At 70.8% G+C, this 25,616-nt stretch carries 25 protein-coding genes; 10 read left to right on the forward strand and 15 right to left on the reverse strand.

The genetic code is table 11. From position 1 onward, the window contains the following. Positions 1-47: 47 nt before the first annotated feature. On the forward strand, positions 48-1,547 hold the full coding sequence (locus OG718_RS47560; RefSeq protein ID WP_143633821.1) for a DNA-binding protein NsdB: 1,500 nt from the start codon (positions 48-50) through the stop codon (positions 1,545-1,547). Between the two features lie 71 nt (positions 1,548-1,618). Here the strand turns inward: OG718_RS47560 and OG718_RS47565 are convergent, their stop codons facing one another. The 4 genes from OG718_RS47565 to OG718_RS47580 all read right to left on the reverse strand — a co-directional run bounded on the left by OG718_RS47565 (position 1,619) and on the right by OG718_RS47580 (position 7,100). Then, positions 1,619-3,112, reverse strand: coding sequence for a PP2C family protein-serine/threonine phosphatase (locus OG718_RS47565; protein WP_328847107.1), 1,494 nt, complete (start codon positions 3,110-3,112; stop codon positions 1,619-1,621). A gap of 313 nt (positions 3,113-3,425) precedes the next feature. Continuing rightward, positions 3,426-4,055: a hypothetical protein gene (locus OG718_RS47570; protein WP_328847108.1), complete on the reverse strand. Its 630-nt coding sequence runs from the start codon at positions 4,053-4,055 to the stop codon at positions 3,426-3,428. Between the two features lie 220 nt (positions 4,056-4,275). Then, on the reverse strand, positions 4,276-5,373 hold the full coding sequence (locus OG718_RS47575; RefSeq protein ID WP_328847109.1) for a baeRF3 domain-containing protein: 1,098 nt from the start codon (positions 5,371-5,373) through the stop codon (positions 4,276-4,278). A 140-nt stretch (positions 5,374-5,513) separates the two neighbouring features. Next, a complete protein-coding gene (locus tag OG718_RS47580) occupies positions 5,514-7,100 on the reverse strand; it encodes an alpha/beta hydrolase (RefSeq protein ID WP_328847110.1) in 1,587 nt (528 codons plus the stop codon). Positions 7,101-7,382: 282 nt separating this feature from the next. Here OG718_RS47580 and OG718_RS47585 point away from each other — a divergent pair, with 282 nt between their 5' ends. Further along, positions 7,383-8,138, forward strand: a complete 756-nt coding sequence (locus OG718_RS47585) for a chaplin (RefSeq protein WP_328847111.1) — start codon at positions 7,383-7,385, stop codon at positions 8,136-8,138. Positions 8,139-8,490: 352 nt separating this feature from the next. Here OG718_RS47585 and OG718_RS47590 read toward each other — a convergent pair whose 3' ends face one another. Further along, a complete protein-coding gene (locus OG718_RS47590; protein WP_143633832.1) occupies positions 8,491-9,015 on the reverse strand; it encodes a GNAT family N-acetyltransferase in 525 nt (174 codons plus the stop codon). A gap of 178 nt (positions 9,016-9,193) precedes the next feature. On the opposite strand from OG718_RS47590, the gene OG718_RS47595 reads away from it, so the two are divergent. Continuing rightward, positions 9,194-10,051, forward strand: a complete 858-nt coding sequence (locus OG718_RS47595) for a GNAT family N-acetyltransferase (protein WP_328847112.1) — start codon at positions 9,194-9,196, stop codon at positions 10,049-10,051. Here OG718_RS47595 and OG718_RS47600 read toward each other — a convergent pair. Both OG718_RS47600 and OG718_RS47605 read right to left on the reverse strand, forming a co-directional pair. Continuing rightward, complete coding sequence (locus OG718_RS47600; RefSeq protein WP_328847961.1) at positions 10,048-11,121, reverse strand: acyltransferase family protein; 1,074 nt, start codon at positions 11,119-11,121, stop codon at positions 10,048-10,050. The two genes, OG718_RS47595 and OG718_RS47600, sit on opposite strands and share 4 nt — an antisense overlap. A 97-nt stretch (positions 11,122-11,218) precedes the next feature. Further along, positions 11,219-11,857, reverse strand: a complete 639-nt coding sequence (locus OG718_RS47605) for a TetR family transcriptional regulator (RefSeq protein ID WP_328847113.1) — start codon at positions 11,855-11,857, stop codon at positions 11,219-11,221. A 141-nt stretch (positions 11,858-11,998) separates the two neighbouring features. Between OG718_RS47605 and OG718_RS47610 the strand changes: the two genes are divergently transcribed. Continuing rightward, positions 11,999-12,952 (forward strand): SDR family NAD(P)-dependent oxidoreductase, encoded by a 954-nt coding sequence (locus tag OG718_RS47610; RefSeq protein ID WP_328847114.1) that lies wholly within the window; start codon positions 11,999-12,001, stop codon positions 12,950-12,952. Here the strand turns inward: OG718_RS47610 and OG718_RS47615 are convergent. Continuing rightward, positions 12,937-13,419, reverse strand: coding sequence for a nucleoside deaminase (locus OG718_RS47615; protein WP_328847115.1), 483 nt, complete (start codon positions 13,417-13,419; stop codon positions 12,937-12,939). The two genes, OG718_RS47610 and OG718_RS47615, sit on opposite strands and share 16 nt — an antisense overlap. Further along, complete coding sequence (locus OG718_RS47620; protein ID WP_328847116.1) at positions 13,409-14,683, reverse strand: MFS transporter; 1,275 nt, start codon at positions 14,681-14,683, stop codon at positions 13,409-13,411. Before OG718_RS47620 ends, OG718_RS47615 begins: the two co-directional genes overlap by 11 nt. Before the next feature lie 164 nt (positions 14,684-14,847). Between OG718_RS47620 and OG718_RS47625 the strand changes: the two genes are divergently transcribed. The 5 genes from OG718_RS47625 (at position 14,848) to OG718_RS47645 (ending at position 20,122) form a co-directional block, all read left to right on the forward strand. Next, positions 14,848-16,326, forward strand: coding sequence for a sialidase family protein (locus OG718_RS47625; protein ID WP_328847117.1), 1,479 nt, complete (start codon positions 14,848-14,850; stop codon positions 16,324-16,326). Positions 16,327-16,547: 221 nt separating this feature from the next. Further along, complete coding sequence (locus OG718_RS47630) at positions 16,548-17,861, forward strand: SGNH/GDSL hydrolase family protein (protein ID WP_328847118.1); 1,314 nt, start codon at positions 16,548-16,550, stop codon at positions 17,859-17,861. A gap of 156 nt (positions 17,862-18,017) precedes the next feature. Continuing rightward, positions 18,018-18,521, forward strand: a complete 504-nt coding sequence (locus OG718_RS47635; protein WP_328847119.1) for a methylated-DNA--[protein]-cysteine S-methyltransferase — start codon at positions 18,018-18,020, stop codon at positions 18,519-18,521. Between the two features lie 20 nt (positions 18,522-18,541). Beyond that, the gene (locus tag OG718_RS47640) at positions 18,542-19,261 is read left to right on the forward strand and encodes a 2OG-Fe(II) oxygenase (RefSeq protein WP_328847120.1); all 720 of its coding nucleotides are present in this window, start codon (positions 18,542-18,544) and stop codon (positions 19,259-19,261) included. Positions 19,262-19,339: 78 nt separating this feature from the next. Next, positions 19,340-20,122, forward strand: a complete 783-nt coding sequence (locus tag OG718_RS47645; RefSeq protein WP_143633853.1) for a GNAT family N-acetyltransferase — start codon at positions 19,340-19,342, stop codon at positions 20,120-20,122. A gap of 119 nt (positions 20,123-20,241) precedes the next feature. On the opposite strand, the gene OG718_RS47650 is transcribed toward OG718_RS47645, so the two are convergent. From OG718_RS47650 to OG718_RS47670, 5 genes are all read right to left on the reverse strand, one after another. Next, complete coding sequence (locus tag OG718_RS47650; RefSeq protein WP_143633854.1) at positions 20,242-21,123, reverse strand: GNAT family N-acetyltransferase; 882 nt, start codon at positions 21,121-21,123, stop codon at positions 20,242-20,244. 170 nt (positions 21,124-21,293) lie between these two features. Beyond that, on the reverse strand, positions 21,294-21,560 hold the full coding sequence (locus tag OG718_RS47655) for a GlsB/YeaQ/YmgE family stress response membrane protein (protein WP_143633856.1): 267 nt from the start codon (positions 21,558-21,560) through the stop codon (positions 21,294-21,296). A gap of 84 nt (positions 21,561-21,644) precedes the next feature. Next, complete coding sequence (locus tag OG718_RS47660; RefSeq protein ID WP_143633857.1) at positions 21,645-22,190, reverse strand: hypothetical protein; 546 nt, start codon at positions 22,188-22,190, stop codon at positions 21,645-21,647. A 55-nt stretch (positions 22,191-22,245) separates the two neighbouring features. Then, positions 22,246-22,806 (reverse strand): GNAT family N-acetyltransferase, encoded by a 561-nt coding sequence (locus OG718_RS47665; protein ID WP_143633859.1) that lies wholly within the window; start codon positions 22,804-22,806, stop codon positions 22,246-22,248. A gap of 53 nt (positions 22,807-22,859) precedes the next feature. Then, the gene (locus OG718_RS47670) at positions 22,860-24,095 is read right to left on the reverse strand and encodes an aminoglycoside phosphotransferase family protein (protein WP_328847121.1); all 1,236 of its coding nucleotides are present in this window, start codon (positions 24,093-24,095) and stop codon (positions 22,860-22,862) included. Between the two features lie 154 nt (positions 24,096-24,249). Here OG718_RS47670 and OG718_RS47675 point away from each other — a divergent pair, with 154 nt between their 5' ends. Beyond that, positions 24,250-25,035, forward strand: a complete 786-nt coding sequence (locus OG718_RS47675; RefSeq protein WP_260694939.1) for an ArsR/SmtB family transcription factor — start codon at positions 24,250-24,252, stop codon at positions 25,033-25,035. A gap of 92 nt (positions 25,036-25,127) precedes the next feature. On the opposite strand, the gene OG718_RS47680 is transcribed toward OG718_RS47675, so the two are convergent. Then, on the reverse strand, positions 25,128-25,568 hold the full coding sequence (locus tag OG718_RS47680; protein ID WP_143633866.1) for an SPW repeat protein: 441 nt from the start codon (positions 25,566-25,568) through the stop codon (positions 25,128-25,130). Between the last annotated feature and the right edge of the window lie 48 nt (positions 25,569-25,616).

Below are 25,616 nucleotides of genomic sequence, written 5' to 3' on the forward strand. Positions count from 1 at the left end.
CTGACAGACGGTTAGTGTCAACTCAGCCGAGAACCTGGGGGCTTGACGTGAGCGGACAACCCAACACCCGCCTTTCGGACCTGTTCGGCCTGGCCGGCTGGTCCAAGGGGGAACTCGCGAGGATGGTCAACCGGCAGGCGGCGGCCATGGGCCACCCCCAGCTGGCGACGGACACCTCAAGGGTGCGGCGGTGGATCGACATGGGAGAGATCCCGCGCGATCCGGTGCCGCGGGTGCTGGCAGCACTGTTCACCGAGCGTCTCGGCCGTGTCGTGACCATCGAGGATCTCGGTCTGGTCCGGCACGGGCGCACGGGGAAACGGCCGGGCGGCGGGAGTGTGGAACATCCCGACGGCATGCCGTGGGCGCCCGAGCGGACTGCCGCGGTCCTCACCGAATTCACGGGAATGGACCTCATGCTCAACCGACGCGGCTTGGTGGGCGCGGGCGCCGCGCTCGCCGCCGGATCCGCAATCAGCAGCGCCATGCAGGACTGGCTGCACTCCGATCCGGCCCTCGCGGCCGACGCCCCTGACATCGACAATCCCCTGCACGCCGACCCCGCTGGGTTCGACCGCTACGAGGCCGCCCCCATCGGGTCGCAGGAGATCGAGGAACTGGAGCGCTCGGTCGAGGTGTTCCGGGCCTGGGACGCGGCCCGCGGGGGCGGACTGCAACGCAAGGCTGTCGTGGGACAGCTCAACGAAGTGGGAGGCATGCTCTCCTACCGACACCCCGACCATCTGCAGCGGCGCCTGTGGGGCGTCGCCGCCAACCTCGCCGTCCTCGCGGGCTGGATGTCGCACGACGTCGGCCTGGAGCCCACGGCTCAGAAGTACTTCATCATCGCCGCGCACGCGGCCCGAGAAGGCGGTGACCGGCCCCGCGCGGGCGAGGCGCTCTCCCGAGCCGCCCGCCAGATGGTGCACCTGGGCCGGCCCGACGACGCGCTCGACCTCATGAAGCTCGCCAAGTCGGGATCGGGCGACGAGGTCCTGCCGCGCACCCAGGCCATGCTCTACACCATCGAGGCCTGGGCACAGGCGTCGCTGGGCAAGGGCCAGGCCATGCGGCGCACTCTGGGGGAGGCGGAGGACCTCTTCGTCTCGGACAAGGGTGACGTGCCGCCGCCGAGCTGGATGCAGCTGTTCGACGAGGCCGACATGCACGGGATGCAGGCGCTCGCCTACCGGACGCTCGCGGAGCACGACCCGTCCGCGGCCGCCGTCGCACAGAGCCACGCCAAGGAAGCCCTGGAGCTGCGGGAGAAGGGCCGGGACCGGTCGAAGATCTTCGACCACATCTCGCTCGCGTCCGCCTGCTTCATCGCCGACGACCCCGAACAGGCCGACCGGTACGCACGCCTGGCCCTGACGTCGATGGGTTCGAACTCCTCCCACCGCACCTGGGACCGGCTGCGTGAGATGTACCGGCTGACGGGGCAGTACTCCAGCTATCCGAAGATCAACGAACTGCGTGAGGAGATCAAACTGGCGCTGCCCAAGGGCTCGTTGAAGGCCAAGGGCGGCAACAGCGCACGGGCATAGGGGGCCTGTCCCGCTGTACGTCCCTGCCGGGAGTCACGTCGGGTGTCCACCGAGGTCGGGTGGCGCTCGTGTCAGGTGGCAACCCTGGCGATCAGTACGCAGGCGTCGTCCTCGCGCTCCGTCTCGCCGAACTCCTCCACGACCATCCGTACGCAGTCCTGTGCGGTGCGCGCCTCGCCGAAGCGGGGGGCCAGGTCGAGAAGACGGCTGACGGTCGTGGTGTCGCCCCCGCTCTCGGCCTCGCTCGAGTCGTGGGACCCCCATGACTGGGACTCGGGGGACATCCATCGCCGCGGAACCAGTCCGTCGGTGTGCAGGAGGAGCAGGTCGCCCGGTTCGAGTGTCTCTTCGGCCTGTCCGTAGACGGCGCCGGAGGTGGCGCCGAGCAGGACGCCGTCCGGCGGCGAGAGCATGCGCCCCGTCCCGTTGCGGAACAGCAGTGGGGCGGGGTGTCCTGCCTGTGCCCAGGTGAGTGTGCGGCTCTCGGGCCGGTAGCGGCAGCACACCGCGCTGCCCAGGGCCGGCTGGACCGAGGCGTCGAGTAACTGGTTGAGCCACGCCATGAGCTGTCCGGGCTCGGTACCCGCCACGGCCATACCGCGCAGGGCGCCGATCATCATCGCCATGCCCGAGGTGACGGTCACACCGCGGCCGGTGAGGTCACCGACGCTCAACAGCGTTTCCCCAGTGGGGAGTTCGAGTGCGTCGTACCAGTCGCCGCCGATGAGTTCGCTCGTCGAGGACGGCAGATAGCGGGCGGCCAGGTCCAGCGTCTCGGGTCCCTGGCGCGGGAGCCGCAGGGAACCGCGCCACGGTGGCAGCACGGCCTCCTGCAGTTCGACCGCGAGCCGGCGCTCGGTCTGTGCGAAGTGCCGTTGGTGCTGCAGGGAGTCACGGGTCTCGCTGACGGTCCGCTGGCTGCGGCGCAGCTCGCTGACGTCACGCAGAACCGCCCACATCGAGGCGGTGCTGCCGTCCGTGTCGAGCACGGGCTCGCCCATCATGTGCACGGTCCGTACGTCGCCGTCGGGCCGGACGACGCGGAACTCGCCGTCGATCGGCTTGGCGTCGATGAGGCAGTCCGTGACCATCGCCGTCAGCCTCGGCCGGTCCTGGTCCAACACCACGGAGGGCAGCTCGTCGAGGGTGAGCGGGGGAGCGGCGGGGTCACGGCCGAGGATCTGGTAAAGCTCGCCGGACCAACTCGCCTCGTCCGTCAGCAGGTTCCACTCGGCGCTGCCGACGCGGCTGAGCAGTGAGCCGTGCGGGGGCGCGGCCGGCACGGCTCGTACCGTGGGTGCCGCCGCCTCGTGCTCGACGGGAACGGCCGACGGGCCGTCCCTCAGCTGCGCCAAGTGCTCGTCGAGGTCGCTGAGTTGATGCATCGCCAGATCACACAGGGCGCGCTGCCAGCGTCCCTCCGGGTCCGTGCCGTCGGCCGGCGCGTCGCGCCGTACGGCGTCCACCTCGCCCCGCAGTCGGCGCGTCTGGGAAATGAGCGCGTCGACCGAGCCGCGCGGGGGCGGCTGGGCGGCTGGGTGGTCCGCCGAGAGATGGGACGGCATGACGTACTCCGATACAGGCACGGTACGACCAAGGCTGAAGGAAGGACCGGTTACGACTGTCGCACAGCCTGCGACGCGCTGTAAGGGATTTGGCAACACACGACTCGGTGGTGCCTCTGGCATATGTCGCAGTCCTCGCGGACGGTGCGGGCGGGACGAATTCGGTGCTCGGTCCGGTCGGTCAAGTCGTAGACAGGGTAGGCGAGTTGATGGAGTGGCAGCAGTGGATGCGGCTCACTCAATCGTGTGTTCGGCGAGTGTGTGTGCGGTGCTCGGTCCAGGTTTCGCGGCGTCGGCACCGCTGGGTCTTGGGTCAGTACCGCTGGGCCTTGACCAGTTTCGGTGTCAGTGCCGGCTCGGCGGGCTTGCGGCTGATGGCGAGCGGCTGGGCGCGCTCACCAGGGTCGAGGTCCTCGGCGCCCACGAATCTGGTCTCCACCGTCTTGCCGGAGGAGTCGAGGAAGTCGACCTGCACGGCGTACGAGGCCTGCGTGTCGGTCTTGTTGGTGATGCTCACTACGACGGCGAGCAGGCCGCCGGTCTCGGCCCTGGGCTTGCCGGTCATGGAGACGTCGGACATCGCGTTGCCCTGGCCGTCGACGTCCTTGAGCTCACTCTCCGCCGCCTCGTTGGCCCGGGCGACCTCCGCCGACACGGACGCCTCGAAGGAGGACGCCGCGGCCGAGGCGGAGGAAGCCGCCGCGGAGGCCGCGGCGCGCGCGGACTCGATGGCCGACTCGTTGACGGAAGGGGCCGTACCGGAGAAGGACGCCGTATCGGGAGGGGACGGCCGCTCACTGAAGGACGGGTCGGAACCGCCGGAGTCGCTGTCGGTGCCGCACGCCGCGAGTGTGCTCGTGGCCGCGGCGATCGCCGCCAGTGCGACGGCGGCCGAACGAGTCCTGCCCGGCCGGCGGGGGCCACGGGGCGACGGTGTGTTCATCGCATGCTGTCCTTGCTGTCGGCGGCTGGCCGATCACTGCTGGATCGGTCGACGAAATGAACCTTATGCCGGAAATTTCGGCGAGGCATTCCGGAGCGGCCGGGCCTCGGCCACTCGCCCGCCACCCGCTCTGCGGCTCCCCCTCCGGACGACGAGCACGCGTACGACCGGCTCTACGGCCAGGTGCTGGTCAACTCCGAATCGGGCCGACTCGTCGCGGTCAGTAGCGCAGCACTCCCGCGATGCCCTCGGCGTCGCCCAGTGTGCCGTCCGGGACGAAGCGGACCTGCGCGCCGGTGTCCAGGCACTGTTCGACGATCTCGTCCACGATGTCTTCGCGGGCGTCCAGATCGTCGGTGTCGGCCGGGACGAGATGGTCGCCGCCGTCGTCGCGCACGGTCACGCGGTAGTTCTCCTCGACGGCCAGCAGTCGGACCCGGCCTGCGGTCGCGTTCTGCCAGACCTCGTCGACGCCTGCCGCGAACGCCCGTCGGCCCTTGGCCGTTTCGAGTTCCCGCGCCACGGTGTCGGCACTCTTGCGGTCCTCGGCCGTGACCAGGGGGCTGACCGCCTGCCACACGGTGTCGGCGCTCGCATGAGCGAGGCCGCCGTGCGCGACGTGGACGGCGTCCTTGGTGACGGTGCCGACCTCGTCGAGGAGGGAGAGTGCGGCCTGCTCGCCGGTGACGTACACCGGTCGCGGGTCGCCGCGCAGGACGCCGGTGAGGGCGGTGTCGCCGTCCCGCAGGAAGTGGCGGGTCCGCTCGTCGCGGAAGGTGCTCGGCAGATCGCCGACGCGTTCCTTGCGCTCGGCGTCAGGGTCCTCCAGGCTCCGCGTCAGCGGGAATCCGCCCTCCTCGGACTCGACGACATGCCCTCCGCCGCCGCTCCACAGGGAGATCCGGTCCGCGGAGACGGCCAGTACCCAGAACGGGCGCTCGGCGGCCTGCGCGGCGACGAGATTGCGGGTCAGGAAGGTGTCCGACAGGACGACGCGCTCCGGCACGGTCCGGGCCAGCGACCACACCTGGTGCTCCCCGGGGGCGGCGAAGATCGCGAGGCCGTCCTCGGAGTGGGCCAGATCGACCTCCGCGAGCGCCTGTTCCAGCTGCCCGACGACATCGATCCGCAGTTCACGGGTGACCGCGGGGTCGGATTCCAGCTGCTTCTTCGCCTCGGCCAGGACATTGCGCAGCCGGACGGGATCCTGTGCCTTGTCCGGCTCGCGGCGATGGGTGGGAGTGAGCACCGACACGGCCGGATAGGGCCGCGGGCGGCGCAGCTCGGTAAGTGTGGTGGGGCTCAGAACATGCTCCATAAATGCACCATATGACCGAATGGCCGAACGGGCATGCCGAGGAATCGGACCGGGTAAACAGGGCGATCGGTCGTTGATGTCACTTGTTGATGTCACAGGGCAGCCGCATCGGGCCCTGTGAAGTCCTCGACCTGCCGCTCTCACTCCTCCGCGCCGCACGAACTCCCGTCGGCCGGCAGTGAGCCGTACAGCAGGAAGTCGTCGACCTTCCGGTGCACGCACTTGGAGGACCCGTACCCGGTGTGGCCCGCGCCCTTGTTGTCGAGGACGACCGCCGACGAGCCGAGCCGTGCCGCGGTCTCCGTGGTCCAGCGGTACGGGGTCGCGGGGTCGCCGCGGGTGCCGACGAGGAGCAGCTTCGGGGTGTCGACGTCGCGGACCTTCTCACGGATGTAGGTGGTGCCCTTCGGGCGGCCGTAACACATCAGGACCTGGGTGAGCCGGTACTCGCCGAAGACCGGTGACGCCTCCTCGTACTCGGCGCGCAACCGGTCGATGTTCTCGGTGATCTGGTCGGCGGTGGGCCGGTCGGGGTCGTCGGCGCAGTTGACGGCCATCAGCGCGGCCGGGAGGTTGTCGACCGGGATGTCGCCCTCGTCGACCAGGCCCCCCTCCCCGTCCTCGGCGAGCCCGCCGTCGCCAGGAACCGTGATGCCGCCGGGCAGCGAGACACCGCCGCCGGCGAATCGCATGATGCCCCTGGTGTCGCCGTCCTGGACCAGCGAGGTCAGTGCCTGCGAGAGGACAGGCCACAGCTCCTTGCTGTAGAGGGCCTGAACGATGGCGCCCACCAGATCCTGGCCCGAGAACGGTTCCCCGAAGTCCCCCGGCACCGGGTTCTCGTCAAGCGATTCGACGAGCCGGACCACGTCCTGCCGGGCGGTGCGGGTGTCCTGGCCGAACGCGCAGTTGATGTCCTCGGTGCACCAGCCGAGAAAGTCCTCAAGTGCTGTCTGCTGGCCCTTCGCGCCGACGATGCCCTGTTCGCTCAGTGGTTCGGTGAGGGTGTCCACGCCGTCGAGCACCAACCGGCCCGTCTTCTCGGGGAACTGGGCCGCGTACACGGCGCCCAGCCGCGTTCCGTACGAGAAACCGAGGTAGTTGAGCTTCTTGTCGCCGAGGGCCTGGCGCAGCACGTCGAGGTCGCGCGAGGCGTTGACCGTGCCTATGTGGGGCAGCACGGGCCCGGAGTGCTCGGCGCACTCGTCGGCGGCCCTGCGCAGTATGTCGAGAGCGGCCCGCGGGTCGTCGCTGTCGTCCGCGTCGGGATCCGTCTCGTCCGGGGCCTCGCCCATCCCCTCGCCACAGCTGACCGGGGAGCTTCTGCCGACGCCGCGCGGGTCGAAGGTCACCACGTCATAACCGTCGGTCAGGCCCATGAAGTCCTCGCCGCCCGCGGAGAGTTCGCTGACTCCGGGACCACCGGGGCCACCGAAGTTCAGCACCACCGAACCCCTGGACTTCCCTGTCGACCGGAAACGGGCCAGGGCGAGGTCGAGTGTCCCGTCGGCGGGTTTCGCGTAGTTGACCGGGACGGTCACCTTCCCGCACTGCAGGCCCTCGGGCAGGCCGTCGCCCTCGCAGGCGGACCACTTGATCCGCTGGTCGTAGAAGTGGGACAGATCGGGACGGTCGGTGTCCGCCGCGGCCACCGCCGGCAGCCCCGCTCCCAGCAGGGCCAGCGTCACGGCGCCGGTGAACGCGCGGCGTTGATGCGTGGACAGCATGAAGGCCTCCCGGGACGCCCCGGCGCGCAGCCGGGGATTCCCCCTCGATCACGATAAGGGGGCACCCCCGGGCACGCCTCCCGGCGGGCGGACCTGCGCCTATGGCCCTGGCCTGCACGCCGCGCGCCCCACGGCGCGGCGTCACGGCATCGCGCCGGACAGTTCGACTGGGGCACCGCCCGTTGGGGTGAAAAATCGGCAACCCACTAACCCGCATCGCCCACCGGCGTTTTATCCGGTGCGGGTGAGTGCCCGCGACCATGTCTGGAAGGCAGGGAACCTATGAAACGGGTTGCCCGAAATGGTTTGATCATCGCGGCCGCCGCCTCCGGCGCCGTGGCCGTGACGATGCCGGTGTACGCGGACTCCGCGGCGGACGGCGGCACGGCCCACTCGCCGGGGGTGATCTCCGGCAACACCATTCAGCTCCCGGTGCACGTTCCGGTGAACGCGTGCGGGAACACGGTGAACGTGGTCGGACTCCTCAACCCCGCAGCGGGCAACCGCTGCGCCAACGAGGGCGGCCACAGCAAGGGCGGCGACGGCAAGGGCGGCGGTGCCCATGAGGGTTCCGCCGGTGCGGTCGCCGGGGGAGGGGCGAAGGATTCACCGGGTGTGATCTCCGGCAACGGCGTGCAACTCCCGATCCAGCTCCCCGTGAACGTCACCGGCAACTCGGTGAGCGTCGTCGGCATCGGCAACCCCGCCGTCGGCAACGAGTCCACGAACACGTCCCGGGAGCGGCCGCACCACCCGGACAAGCCGGTGTCGCCCCCCGCCCCGAAGCCGGTGGAGCCGCCGAAGAAGCCGGAGCGGCCGGCGAAGCCGGAGGTGGAGCCGGAGGCGCCGCGGGCCGTGCCGCAGGAGCCCGGAGCGTCCCTCGCCCAGACCGGCACGGACCTGATGGGTCCGACGGTCGCGGCCAGCGCCGCGCTGATGCTGGGCGGCGCCGCGCTGTACCGGCGCTTCCGGACGGCTGTCGTGCCCCGGTCCGGGCACGCGGGTGCGGGTGGGCCGGAGTCCGCGGACGGCTCCTGACCCGAGCCTGCGCTCGGTCCGCCGAGCTCGCGGCCGGTCGTGGGCCCGAGCCGGCGACCGTACGTCGACCTGGACCGCGGTCGCCCACTAGGACCGGGCGGACCGGGCCCGCGGACGTGGTCCCGGTCGTGGACGGACCCGCACCCACGGTCGTCCGCGAACCGCCCCCTCGGCAGTGCGCTGAATCGTCCCACGGCAGAACACCGCGTCGATTCCCAGTCGAGTGACACCTCCGAGGACGGAAGACCCCACCGGGCACACCAACCGGTGGGGTCTCCCTCTGCCGGCGCCCGCAGGCCTCTCATGCCCGGTACGTTCCTCTTGCCCGGGACCACCCCTCACGGCCCGGCGCTCAGGGACCGGCCGGGGCCACGTCGTCGCGCAGCACGCTGTACCGCACCGCGTCCCGCCACCGCCCATCGCGGAACCCCGCACTCCGCAGCACGCCCTCGCGTGTGAACCCCGTCTTCTCCAGGGCTCGTTGCTCGGCGATGTTCTCCACCTCGGTGTCCGCCTCGATCCGGACCACCTGCGTGTGCGCGAACAGGTACTCGACCAGCAGCCGCTGCGCCCGCGTACCCACCCCCTTGCCACGGGCCTCCCGCAGCAGCGCGATCCCCATGTTCCAGTAGTACGAAGTGCGTGTGGCCACGACCTTGCGCCAGGCCACGAACCCCACCGCCTCACCGTCGAGCACCACGATCAGATGGCCCGCCTCGTCCGTGATCAGACCGGTCTCGGCCCACTGCCGACGCCAGCGGCCGGTGTCCCACCAGCCGTACCACTGGAAGGGCGAGGCCTCCTCGGGTTCGGTCAGGAACCGCTCCATCACGGTCAGGTCGTCCTCGCCCACCGGGCGCAGTGTCACATGATCCATGAACGGCAACCCTAGGCGTGGCCGCCGGACCTGTACCACTGCCTGCGAAGGACACTGGCTCATTGCCGCGCCACGCACCGAGGACATCGGGAAGGATGCTGCGCGGTGCGGCCGACCACCGCACTCCGCTTGCCGTGTTCCCCCCTCTCCGACCCCCTTCCGACAATGGAGCGCACAGATGACCTCTCCGAGCCCCGAAGGCATCGTCGTCACGCAGGCCTCGCTCGACGACTGGCCGGTGATCAAGGGGTGGGCGGCGGACGAGGGGTGGGATCCCGGGGAGTCGGACGGCGCGTGTTTCTTCACCCAGGATCCCGAGGGGTTCTTCCTCGGCAGGATCGACGGGGAGCCGGTCTCCGCGATCTCCGTCGTCAACTACGGTGCCGACTACGCGTTCCTGGGCTGCTATCTCGTACGCCCCGATCTGCGGGGCCGCGGCTACGGCCTCACCACCTGGAAGACGGCCCTCGCCCACGCGGGCGGCCGGACCATCGGGCTCGACGGCGTGGTCGCCCAGCAGGGCAACTACCGCCAGTCGGGGTTCGAACTCGCCTACAAGACCTTTCGGTTCGGAGGCGTCCCGGCCGCGGGGGAGTCGGAAGGAAGCGGCGTCCGCGTCGCCGAGGCGGCGGACCTCGACGCGATCACGGCCTACGACAGCGTCTGTTACCCCGCCGACCGGGCGCGCTTCGTCGAGCACTGGCTCACCGGGCCCGGGCACCGTGCCCTGGTCCGAATCGTCGACGGGCGGCTCACCGGCTACAGCGTGATCCGGCCCGCGCTCAGCTCGCTGCGCATCGGACCGTTGTTCGCCGACACCGCCGAGGACGCCCGCGCCCTCTTCGCCGCCATGGCCGCCGAGGCCGACGGCCGCCCGGTCTCCGTCGACATCCCCGAGACGAGTGCGGCGGGCGTCGCCCTGGCCGAGCAGCACGGTCTGACTCCGTCGTTCGAGACGGCCCGGATGTACACCGGGCCCGTCCGCCCGCACGCCACGGACCGGGTCTACGGGGTCACGACCCTCGAACTGGGCTAGCCGGACGGGCGTCTGCCGGCCGTCGGGGTCTCGCCGCGGTGGCTGAACATCCATGCCATGCGGGGCTCCACGACGAACCGGAACACGGAGCGGACCGGGCCCGAGCACAGCACCGTGATGAGCCCCACGGCGGCGGCCGTGACGGCCAGTTCGCCCAGCGGGGTACGCACCCATGCGTGGTCGTACCAGTCCCAGAAGCGGGACGCCTTGATGACGAAGCCGTGCAGCAGATAGCCGTACATCGTCCCGGCGCCCAGAGCGGTGCACCACAGGTGCCGGCCCGGTATCCAGGCCAGGAAGCAGGCGGTCAGGACGAGCGCGAGACAGAACAGCGCAGGAGTGGTGAACAGCCCCGCCCAGGCCGGCGCGCCCTGGCCCGTGACGCTGCCCCGGTGGTAGAACCATCCGGCGCTGAACCAGGGCGCCACCGCGTACGCCGCACCGAGTGCCAACGCGACCACCGGCAGCGCGAGCAGCCGTACGTGCCAGGTGCGCAGCCGCTCGAAGTGCTCGGCGCGCAGCGTCAGTCCGAGCACGAAGAACGGCAGGAATCCCAATGTCCGCTGGATCGAGATGTCCCCGCCCAGGTCGGGTGAGACGGCGGCCAGCACGGCGAAACCCAGCGCGATCGGAACCGGGTGGCGCAGCGCCAGCCAGATCGGGGTCGTCAGCCGCCAGATGAACAGCGCGACCAGGAACCACATCACATACCAGGGATCGAGCAGGCTGAACGGATAGCCCGGATCGTCCTGCGCCCAGCGGTAGAAGAGCGTGTAGGCGGTCTCGAAGACGAAGTACGGCACGACGACGGTCGTCAGCAGCCGGCGCACCCGACCCGGCGCCATGTCGAAACTCCGGGAGAAATAGCCGGAGATGAGCGCGAACGCCGGCATGTGGAAGGCGTACACGGTCAGATACGCCGCCGTCGCGGCTCTGCTGCCGTGGGTCAGCGGCTCCCACGCGTGGCCGCAGGCCACCAGCACGATGGTGAGGTACTTCGCGTTGTCGAAGTACGGGTCCCTGCGGGCGGACGTCGGCTTGGCCCGTTTTTCCGGTAGGCGTTCCCGCAGAGCTACGGGCGCATGGGCTGATAAGTCTTGCGACACCACATCTCCTGGCCTCGGGGCGGGGGAACCGATCCGTCCCGCCTGCCCCCTCTCGTACGGCTCAGTCGTCGCGTACGTTCGCGCGCCGCGCGGACAATCGTTCGAAAGTGGCCACCATGGCGCCCGGCAGCCGGTCCGGCTCGGCGTCTGTCAGGGCGACGGCGGTCTCGTAGCAGGCCTGGCAGACGGCGGCGGCGAGCACGGCCGTCTCCCGGTCGGATCCGTGGCGTTCCAGCACGTCGATCGCCGCGGCCGCGTACGCGCGCTGCTTCAGCAGGCTGCGGGCGAGCAGCGCGGGATCCCCGTTGATCAGGCGCTCGCGTTCGGCGAGCCACGTGGTGTGTTCGGCGATGCTCCCCACCAGTGCGCTCAGGCCCGCGCGGCCCACGTCCAGTGCGCGGTCGAGCGAGTCGCCGATGGGAGCGAGGGCGGCGGCAGCGTCGTCGACGGCGGAGACGAACGCCTCGCGGTGCTGCTCTTCGTCCGCGAAGAGCACTTCCTGCTTGTCGGTGAAGTAGCGGAAGAAGGTCGTCCGGCCGACTTCGGCGCGGCGGGCGATGTCGGTGACCGTGACCGCCTCGAAGCCGTGCTCGACGAAGAGCTCCATGGCCGCGTCGATCAGGGCGCCACGGGTCCGCAGCCGCTTGCGCTCCCGGAGAGGGATCTCGTCGTCGCTGCTCAGCGGCTTGCCGTTGTCCATGGGGCCAGGGTATCGGGCCACGGGGTACCCGATCCATAACGGTATCGAGTACCGTTTGGTATCGAGAACCGATTTACCTGCGGGCGGATCGATTCTCCGTCTGCTCGTGCCCCACCCCCTCTCACACGGCCGGAGCAAGCCATGACTGCCATCCCCTCTCCCGGAACCGTCCTCCTCACCGGCGCGGGCCGCGGCCTCGGACGCGCCACCGCCCTGACGCTCCTGCGCGACCGCCCCGACCTCCATCTCCTCGTCGCCGTCCGCTCGGATCCGGACGGACTCGCGGCGCGGCTCGCCGCCGAGAGCGGCTCACCGCGGGTGCGCGGTGTCGCCTGCGACCTGGGCTCACTCGACTCCGTACGCCAAGCGGCCGACTCCATAAGGGAGTTGGTCGACTCCGGGGAACTCCCGCCGCTGCGTGCCGTGGTGGCGAACGCGGGCACGCAGGCCGTCACCGCCACGGATCGGACGGCCGACGGCTTCGAAGTCACCTTCGGCACCAACGTGCTCGGGCACCATCTGCTGATCCGGCGGCTTCAGGACCGGCTGACGGCGCCGGGGCGCGTCGTCCTCGTCGGCAGCGGCACGCATTTCGGGGACTTCCGGCACACGTGGGGGCTGACTCCGCCGCCGCGCAGTGCTTCGGTCGCCGAGCTGGCGCTGCCCTGGACGACCCCGGACGCCGGCACCGTCAGGGCCGGCCGGTCCGCGTACGCGGCGAGCAAGCTGGCCACCGTGCACCTCGCCCACGAGCTGGACCGTCACACCCCCGAGGGCATCGGCGTCTACACCTTCGACCCCGGTCTGATGCCGGGCACCGGCCTCGCCCGTGAGGCGGGACCGCTGGACCGCCTCGCCTGGAACAGCCTGCTGCACCTCACCCGCGTCCATCCGAGCTCGACCAACCCGCGCGCGTCCGGCCGCAAACTGGCCGAGGCCGCCGTCGGGGTGCCGGTCGCCCCGTCCGGGAGTTATCTCGACCGCGGCCGTCCCGTCCGGTCCTCGCCCGCGTCGTACGACCCCGCCCGTGAGAGCGAGCTCTGGGAGGAACTGGAACGGCTGGTCGCCGCCAAGAGGGCCTATCCCTCCGCGTGATGGAACCGCCGGTGCAGGGCCCGCACCTCGTCGGCCAGCTCCGGGATCGGCCCCTCGACGAGCACCGCTGGTGCCACTTCCTGGATCGGCAGTGGTCGGACCGGGGGAGCGGGGACGCCCAACTCCCCGAGCCAGGACGACAGTTGCTCGGACGACGCCACGTACACGATGCGGCCCAGACCCACCCAGCCGTGTGCCGCCGCGCACATCGGGCAGTGCTCGCCGGACGTGTAGACGGTCGCAGCGGCCCTCTCCTCCGGCGTCAGATGCGCCGCCGACCAGCGAGCCAGCTCGAATTCCGGGTGGCGGGTCCGGTCTCCGGAAGCCACCCGGTTGTGGTCCTCGGCCAGGACCGTGCCGTCCGCACCCGCCAGTACCGACCCGAACGGCTCGTCACCGGAGTCCAGCGCCTCGGTCGCGAGCTCCACACAGCGGCGCAGATGCTTCAGCTCGGATTCACTCACCATGCCGTACCCGCCCTCCTGTTGACCTTGGACCGACCGTACTCAACTCCGTGCGGCGCCGCGAGGGAAAGGCGTGCCGGCGCCCCGCGGCCACGATCGTGAGCGTCACCGTGACCAGCAGAAATGTCGTCCAGGGGAGGGCGTCCGCGCCCGAGCCCTCAAGGATCAGACCGCCGGTGAGGGAACCGGCCGCGATGCCCGCGTTGTAGACCGTGGTCTGCAGCGAGGTGGCCACGTCGGCGTTGGCGGGACCGGAGGCGTCGACCAGCGCGGTCTGGATGAGCGTCGGCGCGCCGCCGAACGCCATGCCCCACAGCGCGACTGCGACCAGGAGCACGGCCCCATGGCCGGCGTACGTGCCCAGCGTGAGCATCGCGGCCGCGAGCAGAGCGAGCGCAGCCAGCAGGGTGCGGCGCGGATACCGGTCGATCAACACCCCGGTGAGCCAGATCCCGACGACGGTCGCGGCGCCGAAGACCAGCAGCACCGGCCCCGTACGGCCGAAGCCCGCGTTCTCCGAGAACGGTGCCACGTACGTGTACATCACCTGGTGGCCGACGAGCAGCGTCAGCGTGACGGACAGGACCGTGCCGATGCCGGGCAGCGCGGCGACGCGGGGCAACGGCACGCGCTCGCCCCGCGCCTCACCGGGAAAGCCCGGCACCCGGCGTCGTATCCACACCACGAGCAGCACGGCGAGCAGCGCCGGCGACGCGAAGGCCGCACGCCAGCCCAGTGCGTCGGCCAGCGCCGTGCCCGCGGGAAGCCCCAGGGAGAGCGCGAGCGTGATGCCCGCCAGCACGATCGCGATGGCCCGGCCGCGCCGCTCCGCGGGCACCATACGGGCGGCGTACCCGACGAGCATCGCCCACAGCGTGCCGCCCATGGCCCCGGCGACGAGCCGTGCCGCGAACGTCAGCCCGTACGAGGACGACAGCGCGGTGACGGCGTTGGCGGCCGCGAAACCGAGCAGCGCGCCGATGAGGACGGGTCGCCGCGGCAGCCCGCGCAGCGCGGCGGTGAGGGGGATCGCGGCGAGGAACGACGCGACCGCGTAGCCGGTCACCAGGAAGCCCACCCGTGCCTCGGAGACTCCGAGATCCGGTGCCATCCGCGGCAGCAGACCTGCCGGAAGGAGCTCCGTCAGTACGGCGGTGAAGGCGGCCGCGGACAGGGCGAGCAGCCCCGAGAGGGGCAGTCCGGGCTCGGTGGACGTGGGCCTCGATGTGGGCGTGCCGGGTCCTCCGGCGATCGGTGCGGTCGTCATACGGCCCATGCTGAAACGTTCACATCAGTGTGAGGGCAAGTCCGCCGGGCGGCCGAGGCGGGGCGGGCTACTCCCGGGGAGGTAGGGGCGACAGCTCCACGCGTACGACGACAGGGCGGGAGCGCCTTCCGAGGATGGTGACAACCATCTGGAAGGAGCCACCCGTGCGCTCTGCCCCGCCCTCTCGCCTTCGTTCCCTGACCGTGCTGACGGCTGTCCTGTTACCGGCGCTCGCACTGTCGGGCACCTCGGCCGGCGCGACGCCCGACGGCCACTGGCACAAACCCGTGCGGCTGTCCGGAGCGAGTCCGTTCGCCGGCTGCGCGCCCGGAGCGCTCGACGGCAAGATGGCAGACGGCGCCATCGAGCCGCAGCTCGCCGCCGACCCGGGCGACCCCCGTCGTATCGCGGCGGTGTGGCCGCAGGACCGCCAGCGCGGCGTCGTGCTGGCCGTCACGCGTGACGGCGGAACGTCCTGGAAACGCACCGTCGTTCCACACCTGACCCGATGCTCGGGAGGCCGCTACGACTACGTCGACGAACCCGCCGTGACGTTCACCGCGGACGGTGCGCTGCTGGTCACCGGCGGTCTCGCCATGGCCGACGGCTCCGCCAGTGCGAGCTTGTCGATACGTTCCGACGTCGGCGGCCGGACCTGGACACGGCCCGCCGTGGTCATCGAGGAGACCGATCCGGCGCGGGGCGGCGTCGCCTCCGGCCCGGCGGTCGCGGACCCGCGAGATCCGGACGCGCTGTACGTCGTCACCCCGCGCTTCCCGGCGGCCGAGCGGACCCGCAACGACGCCTGGATCAGCCGCAGCACCGACGGCGGACGCAGTTGGCGGCCGCCCACCCTGGTGGTGGACGCCGGCGACCGTCAGCTCGTCTCCGGCCACCGGCTGACCGTGCTCGACGACGGCACGCTGGTGGACGTCCACACCCTGGTCCGTTTCGGCGAGGGTCCGATCACTGGCCGGCTCACCCTTCAGGCCGTACGGTCCACCGACGGCGGCCGGACCTGGTCCGCGCCCGTGAAGGTTGCCGACCTGCGCACCAAGTTCCTGTTCCAGGACCCCGAATCCGGTGAACAGGTCTCGCACACCACCAGCCTGCTCTCCGACACGGCCGTCGACCGCCGCACCGGGCGCATCCACGTGGCCTGGCAGGACTCGCGGTTCACCGACGGCGCCGTCGACTCCGTGGCCATGGCCGCCTCCGACGACGGTGGCCGCACCTGGTCCGCGCCGGTGAAGGTGAACCGCACGCCGACCGGCATCCCGCAGCCCAACCAGCAGGCCTTCACCGTCGCCTTGGCGGTCGACGACGACGGCACGGTCGCCGTCTCCCACTCCGACTTCCGGCACAACGACTCGGGTGAGGCGCTGCTGACGGACCGTTGGCTGGTGCGCTGCCGACCGCAGTCCGCCGACTGTACGAGCGATGCGGCGACCTGGCGGGAGACCCGGCTGACCCCGACGTCGTTCGACATGCGCCGGGCGCCGAGGATCCCCGACGAGGCCAGCCCGCGCGGCTACTTCCTGGGCGAGCGCATGGGGTTGGTCGCCACCGGGCGCGGGTTCACCGCGGCATGGGCCGTACCGGACGCCCCGGGCAGGGCTGCCGTGCACGCCTCCACGTCTTGACGGGAGTAACAGCCGTCTCTATCGTCACGACCGCTCATTCGTAAATCCCGCCGAAACTTTCGGGATCGCCCTTCCGTGGCCCGGCCTCCCCAGTCGGAGGCCGGGCCACGGTGGCACGCCAGGGGCGCGAGGAGCTGCGCGACAAGCCACAACGCACCGGCAGCCGACGTCCAACGCACGACACCCGCCCACCTCTTCCTCCGGACGACGAGGAGCCGCACGTGAAACACCTGACTGTCCGCCAGAGACTCTCCGCCTTACTCACCGGAGCCCTCCTGCTGGGAGCCGCCCTCGCGCCTTCAGCCCCGGCCTCCGCACAGGCACCCGCACCGACGACCTGGACGGGCACCTGGGCCACCGCCCCCACCACCGTCCCCAAGACGGACACCACGACCTTCCACGACCAGACGATCCGCCAGATCGTGCACACCAGCATCGCCGGAACCGCCCTGCGCATCCGCCTCTCGAACGAGTTCGGCAAGCAGCCGCTGAAGATCGGCGAGGTACGCATAGCCCGCCGCGCGCCAGGCACGGACGAGCCGACCATCGACCCCGCCACGGACCGCAGGCTGACCTTCTCGGGCAAGTCCTCGGTCTCGATCCCCGCAGGAGCGCCCGCCCTCAGCGACCCCGTCACGCTCCGCGTGCCCGCGCGTTCCGATCTCGTCGTGAGCCTCCACCTCCCCGAGAGCACACCGGGATCGACGGTCAACTCCTTCGCCGCGCAGCGCAGTTACATCGCGGCGGGCAACGTCACGGGCGACACCAAGATCGAGCCCCAGTCCGTAACCGAGCGCTGGTACTTCCTGACCGGCGTGAGCGTACGAGCCACCTCCACAGGGCCCTCCGGCACCGGCAAGGCATCGGCCGCGGTCGCCCTCGGGGACTCCATCACGGCCGACACCACCCTCGGCACCAACCACCGCTGGACCGACTATCTCGCCCAGCGTCTCCAAGGCCCCGGCGGCCCCCGCCACCCCGTCGGCGTCCTCAACAAGGGCATCAGCGGCAACCGGCTGCTCCATGACCCCAACCCGCCGGCCGGCCACCCCGCGGAGGCGTACGCCGCGTACTTCGGTGAGAGCGGACTCAAACGCTTCGACCGCGACGTGGCCGCCCAGCCAGGAGTCCGCCATGTCCTCGTCCTGCTCGGCGTGAACGACCTGGGCCATCCCGGCAACATCGCCCCGCTCTCCGAGAAGGTGAACGGACAGGACCTGATCGACGGCCACCGGCAGCTCATCGCCCGCGCCCACGAGCGCGGACTGCGGATCTACGGAGCCACGATCACGCCGTTCAAGAACGACACACTCGGCTTCTACACGCCCGAGAACGCGGCGGCGCGCCAGACCTTCAACCACTGGCTGCGCACGAGCGGCGAGTACGACGGTGTGATCGACTTCGACGCCGCGCTGCGCGACCCGGCCGATCCCGAGCGGCTCCTCGCCGCCTACGACAGCGGCGACCACCTGCACACCAACGACGCGGGCCGGGAGGCGATGGCACGGGCGGTGCCGCTGCGCTTCTTCAAGTGACCCAGAGGGTCACTCCGGCCCGGCTCCCGCCGGGCGTCAGGCCGGGGTGACCGCCTTCACCGGCAGCGCAGCGTGGCGTCCGAATCCCGCCAGCATCCGTGATCGGGACACCTCAGTATGAGGAGTGGAACGAAAGCGTATGAAAGGGAGGCCACGATGACCGCCTGCACGACGTTCGACAGCCCGCTGGGCGAACTGCTACTGGTCGGTGAAGAGACCCCGGACGGCGTCACGTTGACATCGCTGTCCATGCCGGGGCAGCGGAACGCCCCTGCCGAGAAGCCCGGTCGGCGGAGTGACCCCGACCGTTTCGAGGCCGTCGCCCGGCAGCTGACCGCCTACTTCGCCGGTGAACTCACCGAGTTCGACATCGAGTTCACCGAGGGCGGCACGGACTTCCAGCAGCGGGTGTGGCGCGCGCTGGAGGAGATTCCGTACGGCACGTCGACCACGTACGGCGCGCTCGCCGAGCGGCTCGGTGTGCCCCGGGACCGGATCCAGGCGCTGGGCGCGGCGATCGGAGCGAACCCCCTGCTGCTGGTGCGCCCGTGCCACCGGGTGATCGGCGCGGACGGCACCATGCGCGGCTACGCCGGCGGCGTGGAGCGCAAGGTCCGGCTCCTCACCCACGAGGGCGTTCTGCAGCCCACCCTCCTCTGACCTCCGAGGCACCTCTCACCATGAACCACACCACATACCCGGCGGCCCGGGTCGCGGAACAGGACTGGGCCGCCCTGACCGGCGAACTCGACGAGCACGGCAACGCGCTCACCGGACAGCTCCTCACCCCCGGACAGTGCCACGAGCTCGCCGCCCTGTACGACGAGGACGGCCGATTCCGCTCGACCATCGACATGGCCCGCCATCGCTTCGGCTCCGGCCAGTACCGCTATTTCACACATGAACTGCCTGATGTCGTAAGGGAGTTGCGCGAGGCGTTCTACCCGCGGCTGCTGCCCGTCGCACGCGACTGGGCCGAGAGGCTGGGCCAACCCGCGCCGTGGCCCGACACGTTGGGGGAGTGGGTGGAGCGGTGCCACGCGGCCGGACAGTCCAAGTCCGCCCAGATCCTGCTGCGTTACGGTCCGGGCGACTGGAACGCCCTGCACCGGGACGTGTTCGGCGACCTGCTCTTCCCGCTCCAGGTCGTGATCGGCCTCGACGCCCCGGGAGCCGACTTCACGGGCGGCGAGTTCATCATGACCGAGCAGCGCCCGCGCGCCCAGTCCAGGGGATCGTCCACGACCCTGCCCCAGGGCCACGGCCTGATCTTCACCACCCGCGACCGGCCCGTGGCGTCCAGGCGGGGTTGGTCCATCGGCCCCATGCGGCACGGGGTGAGCACGGTCCGCTCCGGGCGGCGACGCACACTCGGGCTGGTCTTCCACGACGCCAAATGATCACCCGGTCGCCAGTCGGGACACCCACTCGCCCGAAACTCCGTTGCCCGCCCGTCCCGCGGATGCTGGAGTGGCGTGATGGATCACGCAGCGGTACTGACACTGTTCGACCGGGACATGCGCGAGGGCGCGCGCCCCTTCGGCCTCGACTCCGTGGTGGAGCGCGTCGGACGGGTGGTGCGGCACGTCGGACCCGAGAAGGGCTGGAACGGGGTGCTCTGGTCGGACCTCTCCGAGGCCGACGCGGACGCGGCGATCGCCGAGCAGGTGCGCCATTTCACGGGCCTGGGCCGGGAGTTCGAGTGGAAGCTGTACGGGCACGACCGGCCCGTCGACCTGGGCCGACGATTGCGTGCGGCCGGTTTCACGGCCGAACCCGAGGAGACGCTGGTGATCGCCGAGGTCGGCGAGCTGGACCTCGACGTCCGGCCGCCGCAGGGCATCGAGCTGCGGACCGTCACCGACGCCGCGGGTGTGGACCTCATGGCCGACGTCCATGAGCAGGCCTTCCCCGGCGCGGACAACTCCCGGTTCCGCCACCTGCTGCTCACCCAGCTGGCCGAAGAGCCGGACACCGTGGTCGCCGTCGTGGCCCTCGCCGATGGCGTGCCGGTGAGCTCGGCCCGCATGGAACTCATCTCCGGCACACAGTTCGCGGGACTGTGGGGCGGCGGCACCGCAGAGGCCTGGCGCGGCCGCGGCATCTACCGCGCCCTGGTCGCCCACCGCGCACGAATCGCCGCCGACCGCGGCTACCGCTACCTCCAGGTCGACGCCTCCGACGACAGCCGCCCCATCCTCGAACGACTCGGCTTCGCCCGACTGACGACGACCACGCCGTACGTGTACGCGGCCTCGTAGCCGACAGGAGCCATGGGCCGGTGCCATGCCTACCCGGCCCTGCTCACCGCGTCGCTCGGGCCCGCTCGCCCAACTGCACGGGCCCGCCCACCCCAACGCACGGGTGTGACGACGCCGTCTCACAGATCGAGCTGGTACTCCACCGCCCTGTGCGTGGGCAGGTAGCCGAGCGTGTCGTTGATGCCGCGCATGTGCGCGTTGCTGTCCGCCGTGTCCGTGAGCAGGCCGCCGAGTTCCGGGTGGTGTTCGCGGGCCTGACGGATGGACTGCGCCTTCATCCACAGGCCGAGACCGTGGCCTCGGTGTTCGGGCAGCACGCCGGTCCCGTAGTGCTGTGCGTCTCCCCGGCCGTCGCCGGGAACGACGAGCTCGGAGAAGCCGACGACCGACCCGTCCGCGGTGTCCACCACGGCGACGGTGTGCAGCAGTTCGCCCCGCTTGGCGATGGCCTCGGCGGCGGAGATCACCCGGTCCACGTCCCAGACGACCGTGCCGTAGTCGGTGCCGTCCATCGGCATGTCGTCCATGGCCCGGCGCGAGTGGGCGAAGGTAAGGGCCAGTTCGGGCGGTACCGTGCCCTCCCAGTGGACCAACCGGTAGCCCTCATGGGGCTGTTCGACGATCCCGTCGATGCGGTGGAGGTCGGCGTCGGCCAGAGGGAGCCGGGCGTACGTCAGCGCGAGCACCCTGCGGAAGCCGCGCGCCGCCAGAAAGAGGTCGCCGGGGGAACCGGCCTCGGCCTGGGCGAGAACGGAGCGGCGCCCCTCGTCCCGTGCCGCCGCGACGGCCGCGTCCAGGAGACCGCCGCCGACACCGCACCGGCGCTCCGCCCGGTGCACGGCGATCTCCAACTCGGCGAGATGCTCCTGCCCTTCCTTGGTGAACAGCCGCAGGAAGGCGGATCCGACCGGCGCCCCCTCGTCGTCGGAAGCGAGCCACGCCAGACGGCGGCTCGACGCGCTGGGCTGGGGATCGGTGAGCGCGGTGATGCGGTGCGGCAAGGTGTCTCCGTCACGGTTGGAGGTGCGGTGCGGGCTACGGGGGGAAACCCGCAGACGCTAGCCGTGACGGAGAACGACCTGCAACAGCTTTTCCCACGGTGACGCGCCATGCGGCCGACGGCGGACACCTCGTGGGGGGCCGGCGTGCGGTGCGCCGCGATCCGTCGTGGTCAGCGGCGCCCTGCCTTCGACCGGTCCAGGGCCGCGACACCGAGCGCCGCGAGTCCGATCTGGATCAGCCACTCGACCCAGTCCACCCCGTTGGTGTCGGACACGTCGAACGCGTTGGCCAGCGCCGACCCGATGAGCGCGGCCACGATGCCGACCGCGATCGTCCACAGAATGCCGATGCGCTGACGACCCGGAACAACGAGCCGGCCCAGCACACCGATGATGATGCCGATCACGATGGCACTGATGATGCCCGAGATCTCCATCTCAGCCCCTCTTCGCCCCTCTTCGTCATACTCCTTACCTCTACAAGTGCCCCGTCGGCGTGAGTGCAGTCCGGGCGGTTTCCCTCAGCCGACGCCGTTACCGGTCCAGCCGGTGACTCCCAGCACCTCGCGCGCGATGTCGATCACCTCGCGGTCGTCCGTGACCACCCGAACAGTGTCCGCGGGGGCACGTTCCTCCAGCAGCCTGGCCTTGTGCGTGCTGCCCCGCAGCTCCTGTTCCAGCTCGGAGCCCAGCTCGCGCCCCTTCAGCCGCTTGGCGGCGGTGGCGTCGGAAGCGGTGAGGAGGACCCGTACGAGCCGTACGTCCTCGCCCATCGCCCGCTCGAACATGCCCGCGGCCTCGGTCAGCACGCTCACGGTGTTCGTATAGATGAGGCGGCGGTGGCCGAGTTCGGCGAAGTTCCCCCACACCGCCGCCAGATTGCGTTCGGTGATCCCTGCCCGGTGCGGATCGTCCTCCGGTGCCGGGTGCACCTGCCCCATGAAGTCGCCCTCCAGCACGGCGTGGGCGACCTGCGCCCGCCGCAGCCGGGCCGAGACCTCCCAGCCCACTGTCGACTTGCCGACACCAGCGCGTCCACCGATGAGCAGAACCTCCGCATGATCCATGGGAGCAGCCTGCCAGCCGGGGACGGGCTCCGGCGATCGAGAATCGCCCGGAGAGTTACGTGGCGCCGCCGGTGAGGCTCCACGTCCGCAGGGTGATCTGCCGGCCACGTGATGTCCGCAGGACGGGTTCGTCGTCGGTGAGCGTGAAGCCGGTGGACCGGGCGACGGCGATGCTGGCCGCGTTGCCCTCCTCGATGCACAGCACCACGCGCCGCGCTCCCGTGTGGCGCACGGCGTACTCGGAGAGGAGGCGGACGGCCCGGGAGGCAAGCCCCCGGCCCCGGTGGGCGGCTCCCACGCCGTAGGCGATCTCGACGTCCCGCTCGTCGGCCTTGCTGCGGAACAGCAGCACCTCGCCCTGGGGCAGGACCCCGTCCGTGGTGATCGCGAGCTGCACCTTGCGTCCCTGCGCCCGCGCCTCCTGGGCCTCGGTGAGATAGACCTGCGCCGCCATCGTGTCGAACGGCGAGGCCACCGGGGTCCAGCGGGCGATCTCCGGATCGTCGTACACCTCGACCAGGGCGGGGATGTCCTCCTCGGACCATTCGCGCAGGTGAATACCCTCTCCTTCGAGCCGCAGGTACGGAGGCGGGGCGAGCGTCAGCGGGCTGTCCATGAGGCGATCCTGCCTCGCGCGCGGACGGACGGCCAAGGGCGCGTGAGTGTCGATCACCGCACGACGGAGCGCCCCAGATCGGCGAGTCCCTGGTCGGGAGCGGTCGCGCGGCGCACGGCCTCGCGGATCACCGACACGGGATCGTCCTGGTGGTAGATCCTCTCCGACCGCTCGATGCCGTCCAGGAACTCCTGGTAGCGCACCGCGTACGCGAGATGCGCGAGCGGTTCTGCGACGGCCAGGGCTCGGGCCGGATCGCTGCCCGGCACCTGCTCCAGCCACGCGTCCGCCCAGACACGGGCGGCCGCCGTTCGTACCGCCTCGGGAAGGAAGGCGTGCACGCGCAGCGCGTCCAGGACCGGATTGCCCCAGTGCGCGTCGGCGAAGTCGACGACCACCGGCGGCCCGCCGTCGCTGCGCCAGTTGCCGGGGTGGAAGTCGCCGTGCACGACCGTGTCCGGCAGGCCGCACTCGTCCAGCAGACGCCAACGGTCCGTCAACTCCCGTGCCACGTCCAGCTCCTGGGTGGTCAGCTCGCCGGAGACAGGGCCGTCGAGCAACTCCCGGACCCGCTCGGCGATGACGGACGTACGACGGTCCGGCAGGCTCGCGGGCCGTTCCTCCGGCCGTACGGCGAGGGCCGCCTGCGCCGCGACGAAGCGTCGCACTCCGGAGGCGGCGGTGTCCGCCGACGCCTGCCAGCAGTCCTCGCCGGGGATGTGCTCCATCAGGAGGCGCCCGCCGACGGAGCCCAGGACGGTTGGGACCAGCCCCGGATCGACGCGGGCGAACGCGGTGATGACCTCCGCCTCGTCCGCGGCGAAGTGCGGAGTGGCCTTGAGCCAGGCCGGGCCCCGGTCGGTCGGCAGCCGGAAAAGCCCGGCCAGGTTCCATGTGCGGCGCTGCTCCACCGGCCCGGTCACCGGCCGACCCGCCGCGGCCAGCGTGCGCGTCGACCAGTCGAGCAGCTCCCGGAGTCCGCCGATCCGCGCCCAGGGCGCCCGCAGTGGGTCGGTGCCGTACAACAACCCTGGATCCGCCGGGAGTTGGAGCAGTACCCCCGGGCGCTCCAGCGCCTCGACGTGGTACGTCACATGGCCGTCGCGCCCGCCCTCCCCGCCGTCCACGGACAGTAGGCGGACCACCAACACCCGCACGCCGAGCGCCTGTTGCAGGCGCTGAACGACCGGCTCGACCTCGGACCACCACGGCACGTCGACGGAGAAGGGGCCGACGGCGCCGAGAAAGTCCTCACCCGACGTCACCCACGCACTGAAAGTTCGGCTCACCGCGACAGTCTGAGCGAGCCGCCCGCCTGCGGCCAGCGAATATCGCCGGGGTACCTCGGATGGCAGACGGTCCCGGAGGTTTGACATGCAGGTAATTGCCTGCATAACGTTGAGTGTGCGATCGGACGAGGAACCAGAGCCGGAGGGCGGACCAGTGCCGGGCAAGGACGCGGAGACGGACAAGGTCTTCAAGGCCCTGGCCGACGGGACGCGCAGACGGCTGCTCGACAGGCTGCACGAGCACAGCGGACAGACGCTGGGGGAGCTGTGCGAGCACATCGACATGACCCGCCAGTCGGTCACCCAGCACCTGGGCGTCCTGGAGGCGGCCAACCTGGTCAGCACGGTGCGGCGGGGGCGGGAAAAGCTGCACTACCTCAACCCCGTACCGCTCCACGAGATCCAGGAGCGCTGGATCGACAAGTTCGAGCGCCCGCGCCTGCGCGCGCTGAGCGCGGTCAAACGACGAGCCGAGGAAGACATGAGCGACAAGCCGACATTCGTGTACGTCACCTACATCGCCAGCACACCCGAGAAGGTCTGGGACGCGCTCACCGACGCCGACCTGACCGCCTCGTACTGGGGTCACAGCAACGTCTCCGAGGACTGGCGCCCAGGTTCTCGGTGGGAGCATCGGCGCATCGACGGATCGGGTATCGCCGACGTGGTCGGCACCGTCGTGGAGAGCGAGCGGCCCACCCGGCTGGTGGCGACCTGGGCCTCACCCGAGGACGAGGGCCAGGAGGACAAGTACTCCAGGGTCACCTACGACATCCGGCCGCACGGCGGGATCGTCCGGCTCACCGTCACGCACGAGGACCTCGCCGACGAGACCGCGGTCAAGGAGGTGTCCGCCGGCTGGCCCGCCGTCCTGGCCAACCTGAAGTCGCTCCTGGAGACGGGCAGCCCACTGCCGCAGGAACCGTGGCTGGTGCCGTAGTACCGAAGTGCCGGCCGGCCCGGCATGCGTCGGCCGGTCCGCGGCGTCAACGCGCGGACCGGCCGACGGTCCTCATCGGCGCAGACGTCCTGCTACGTCTGTGATGTGTTCTTCGCGGACGTGGCCGCGCATATGAACCCCAGCACCACGGCGAGCACGCCGATGATGATGTTGTTGAGCACGACGCCCGCGTCGGGGCTCTCGCCGACGATCCACGGCGAGATGATCATCCACGTACCCATCGCGCACATGGCCCAGCTCAGGCCGTACATCCGGGTCGGGGTGGTGGTGAATCCGAGGGCCAGAACGCCTATCGCGATGCCCATGATGAGGTTGTGCGTCACGAGTGCGGGTTGGCTTGTCGTGTAGTGGAGTATCCACGGGGAGGTGGCGCAGTACAGACCGAGCAGGAACACCGGTCCGTCCACGAGCGCCACATCGCGACCACCGAGCATGCGGGCGTAGCGATCCCGCATTTCGGATACATCAGGGTGGCTGCCTATGTCACCTCTGGTGTTCGAGACGTTGGCCATGACTCGACTCCTTTGTCTCTGCAGGCCTGACCGCTACTGTGCGGTATG

The sequence above is a fragment of the Streptomyces sp. NBC_00258 genome, from assembly GCF_036182465.1.
In the GTDB taxonomy this organism is placed as follows: domain Bacteria; phylum Actinomycetota; class Actinomycetes; order Streptomycetales; family Streptomycetaceae; genus Streptomyces.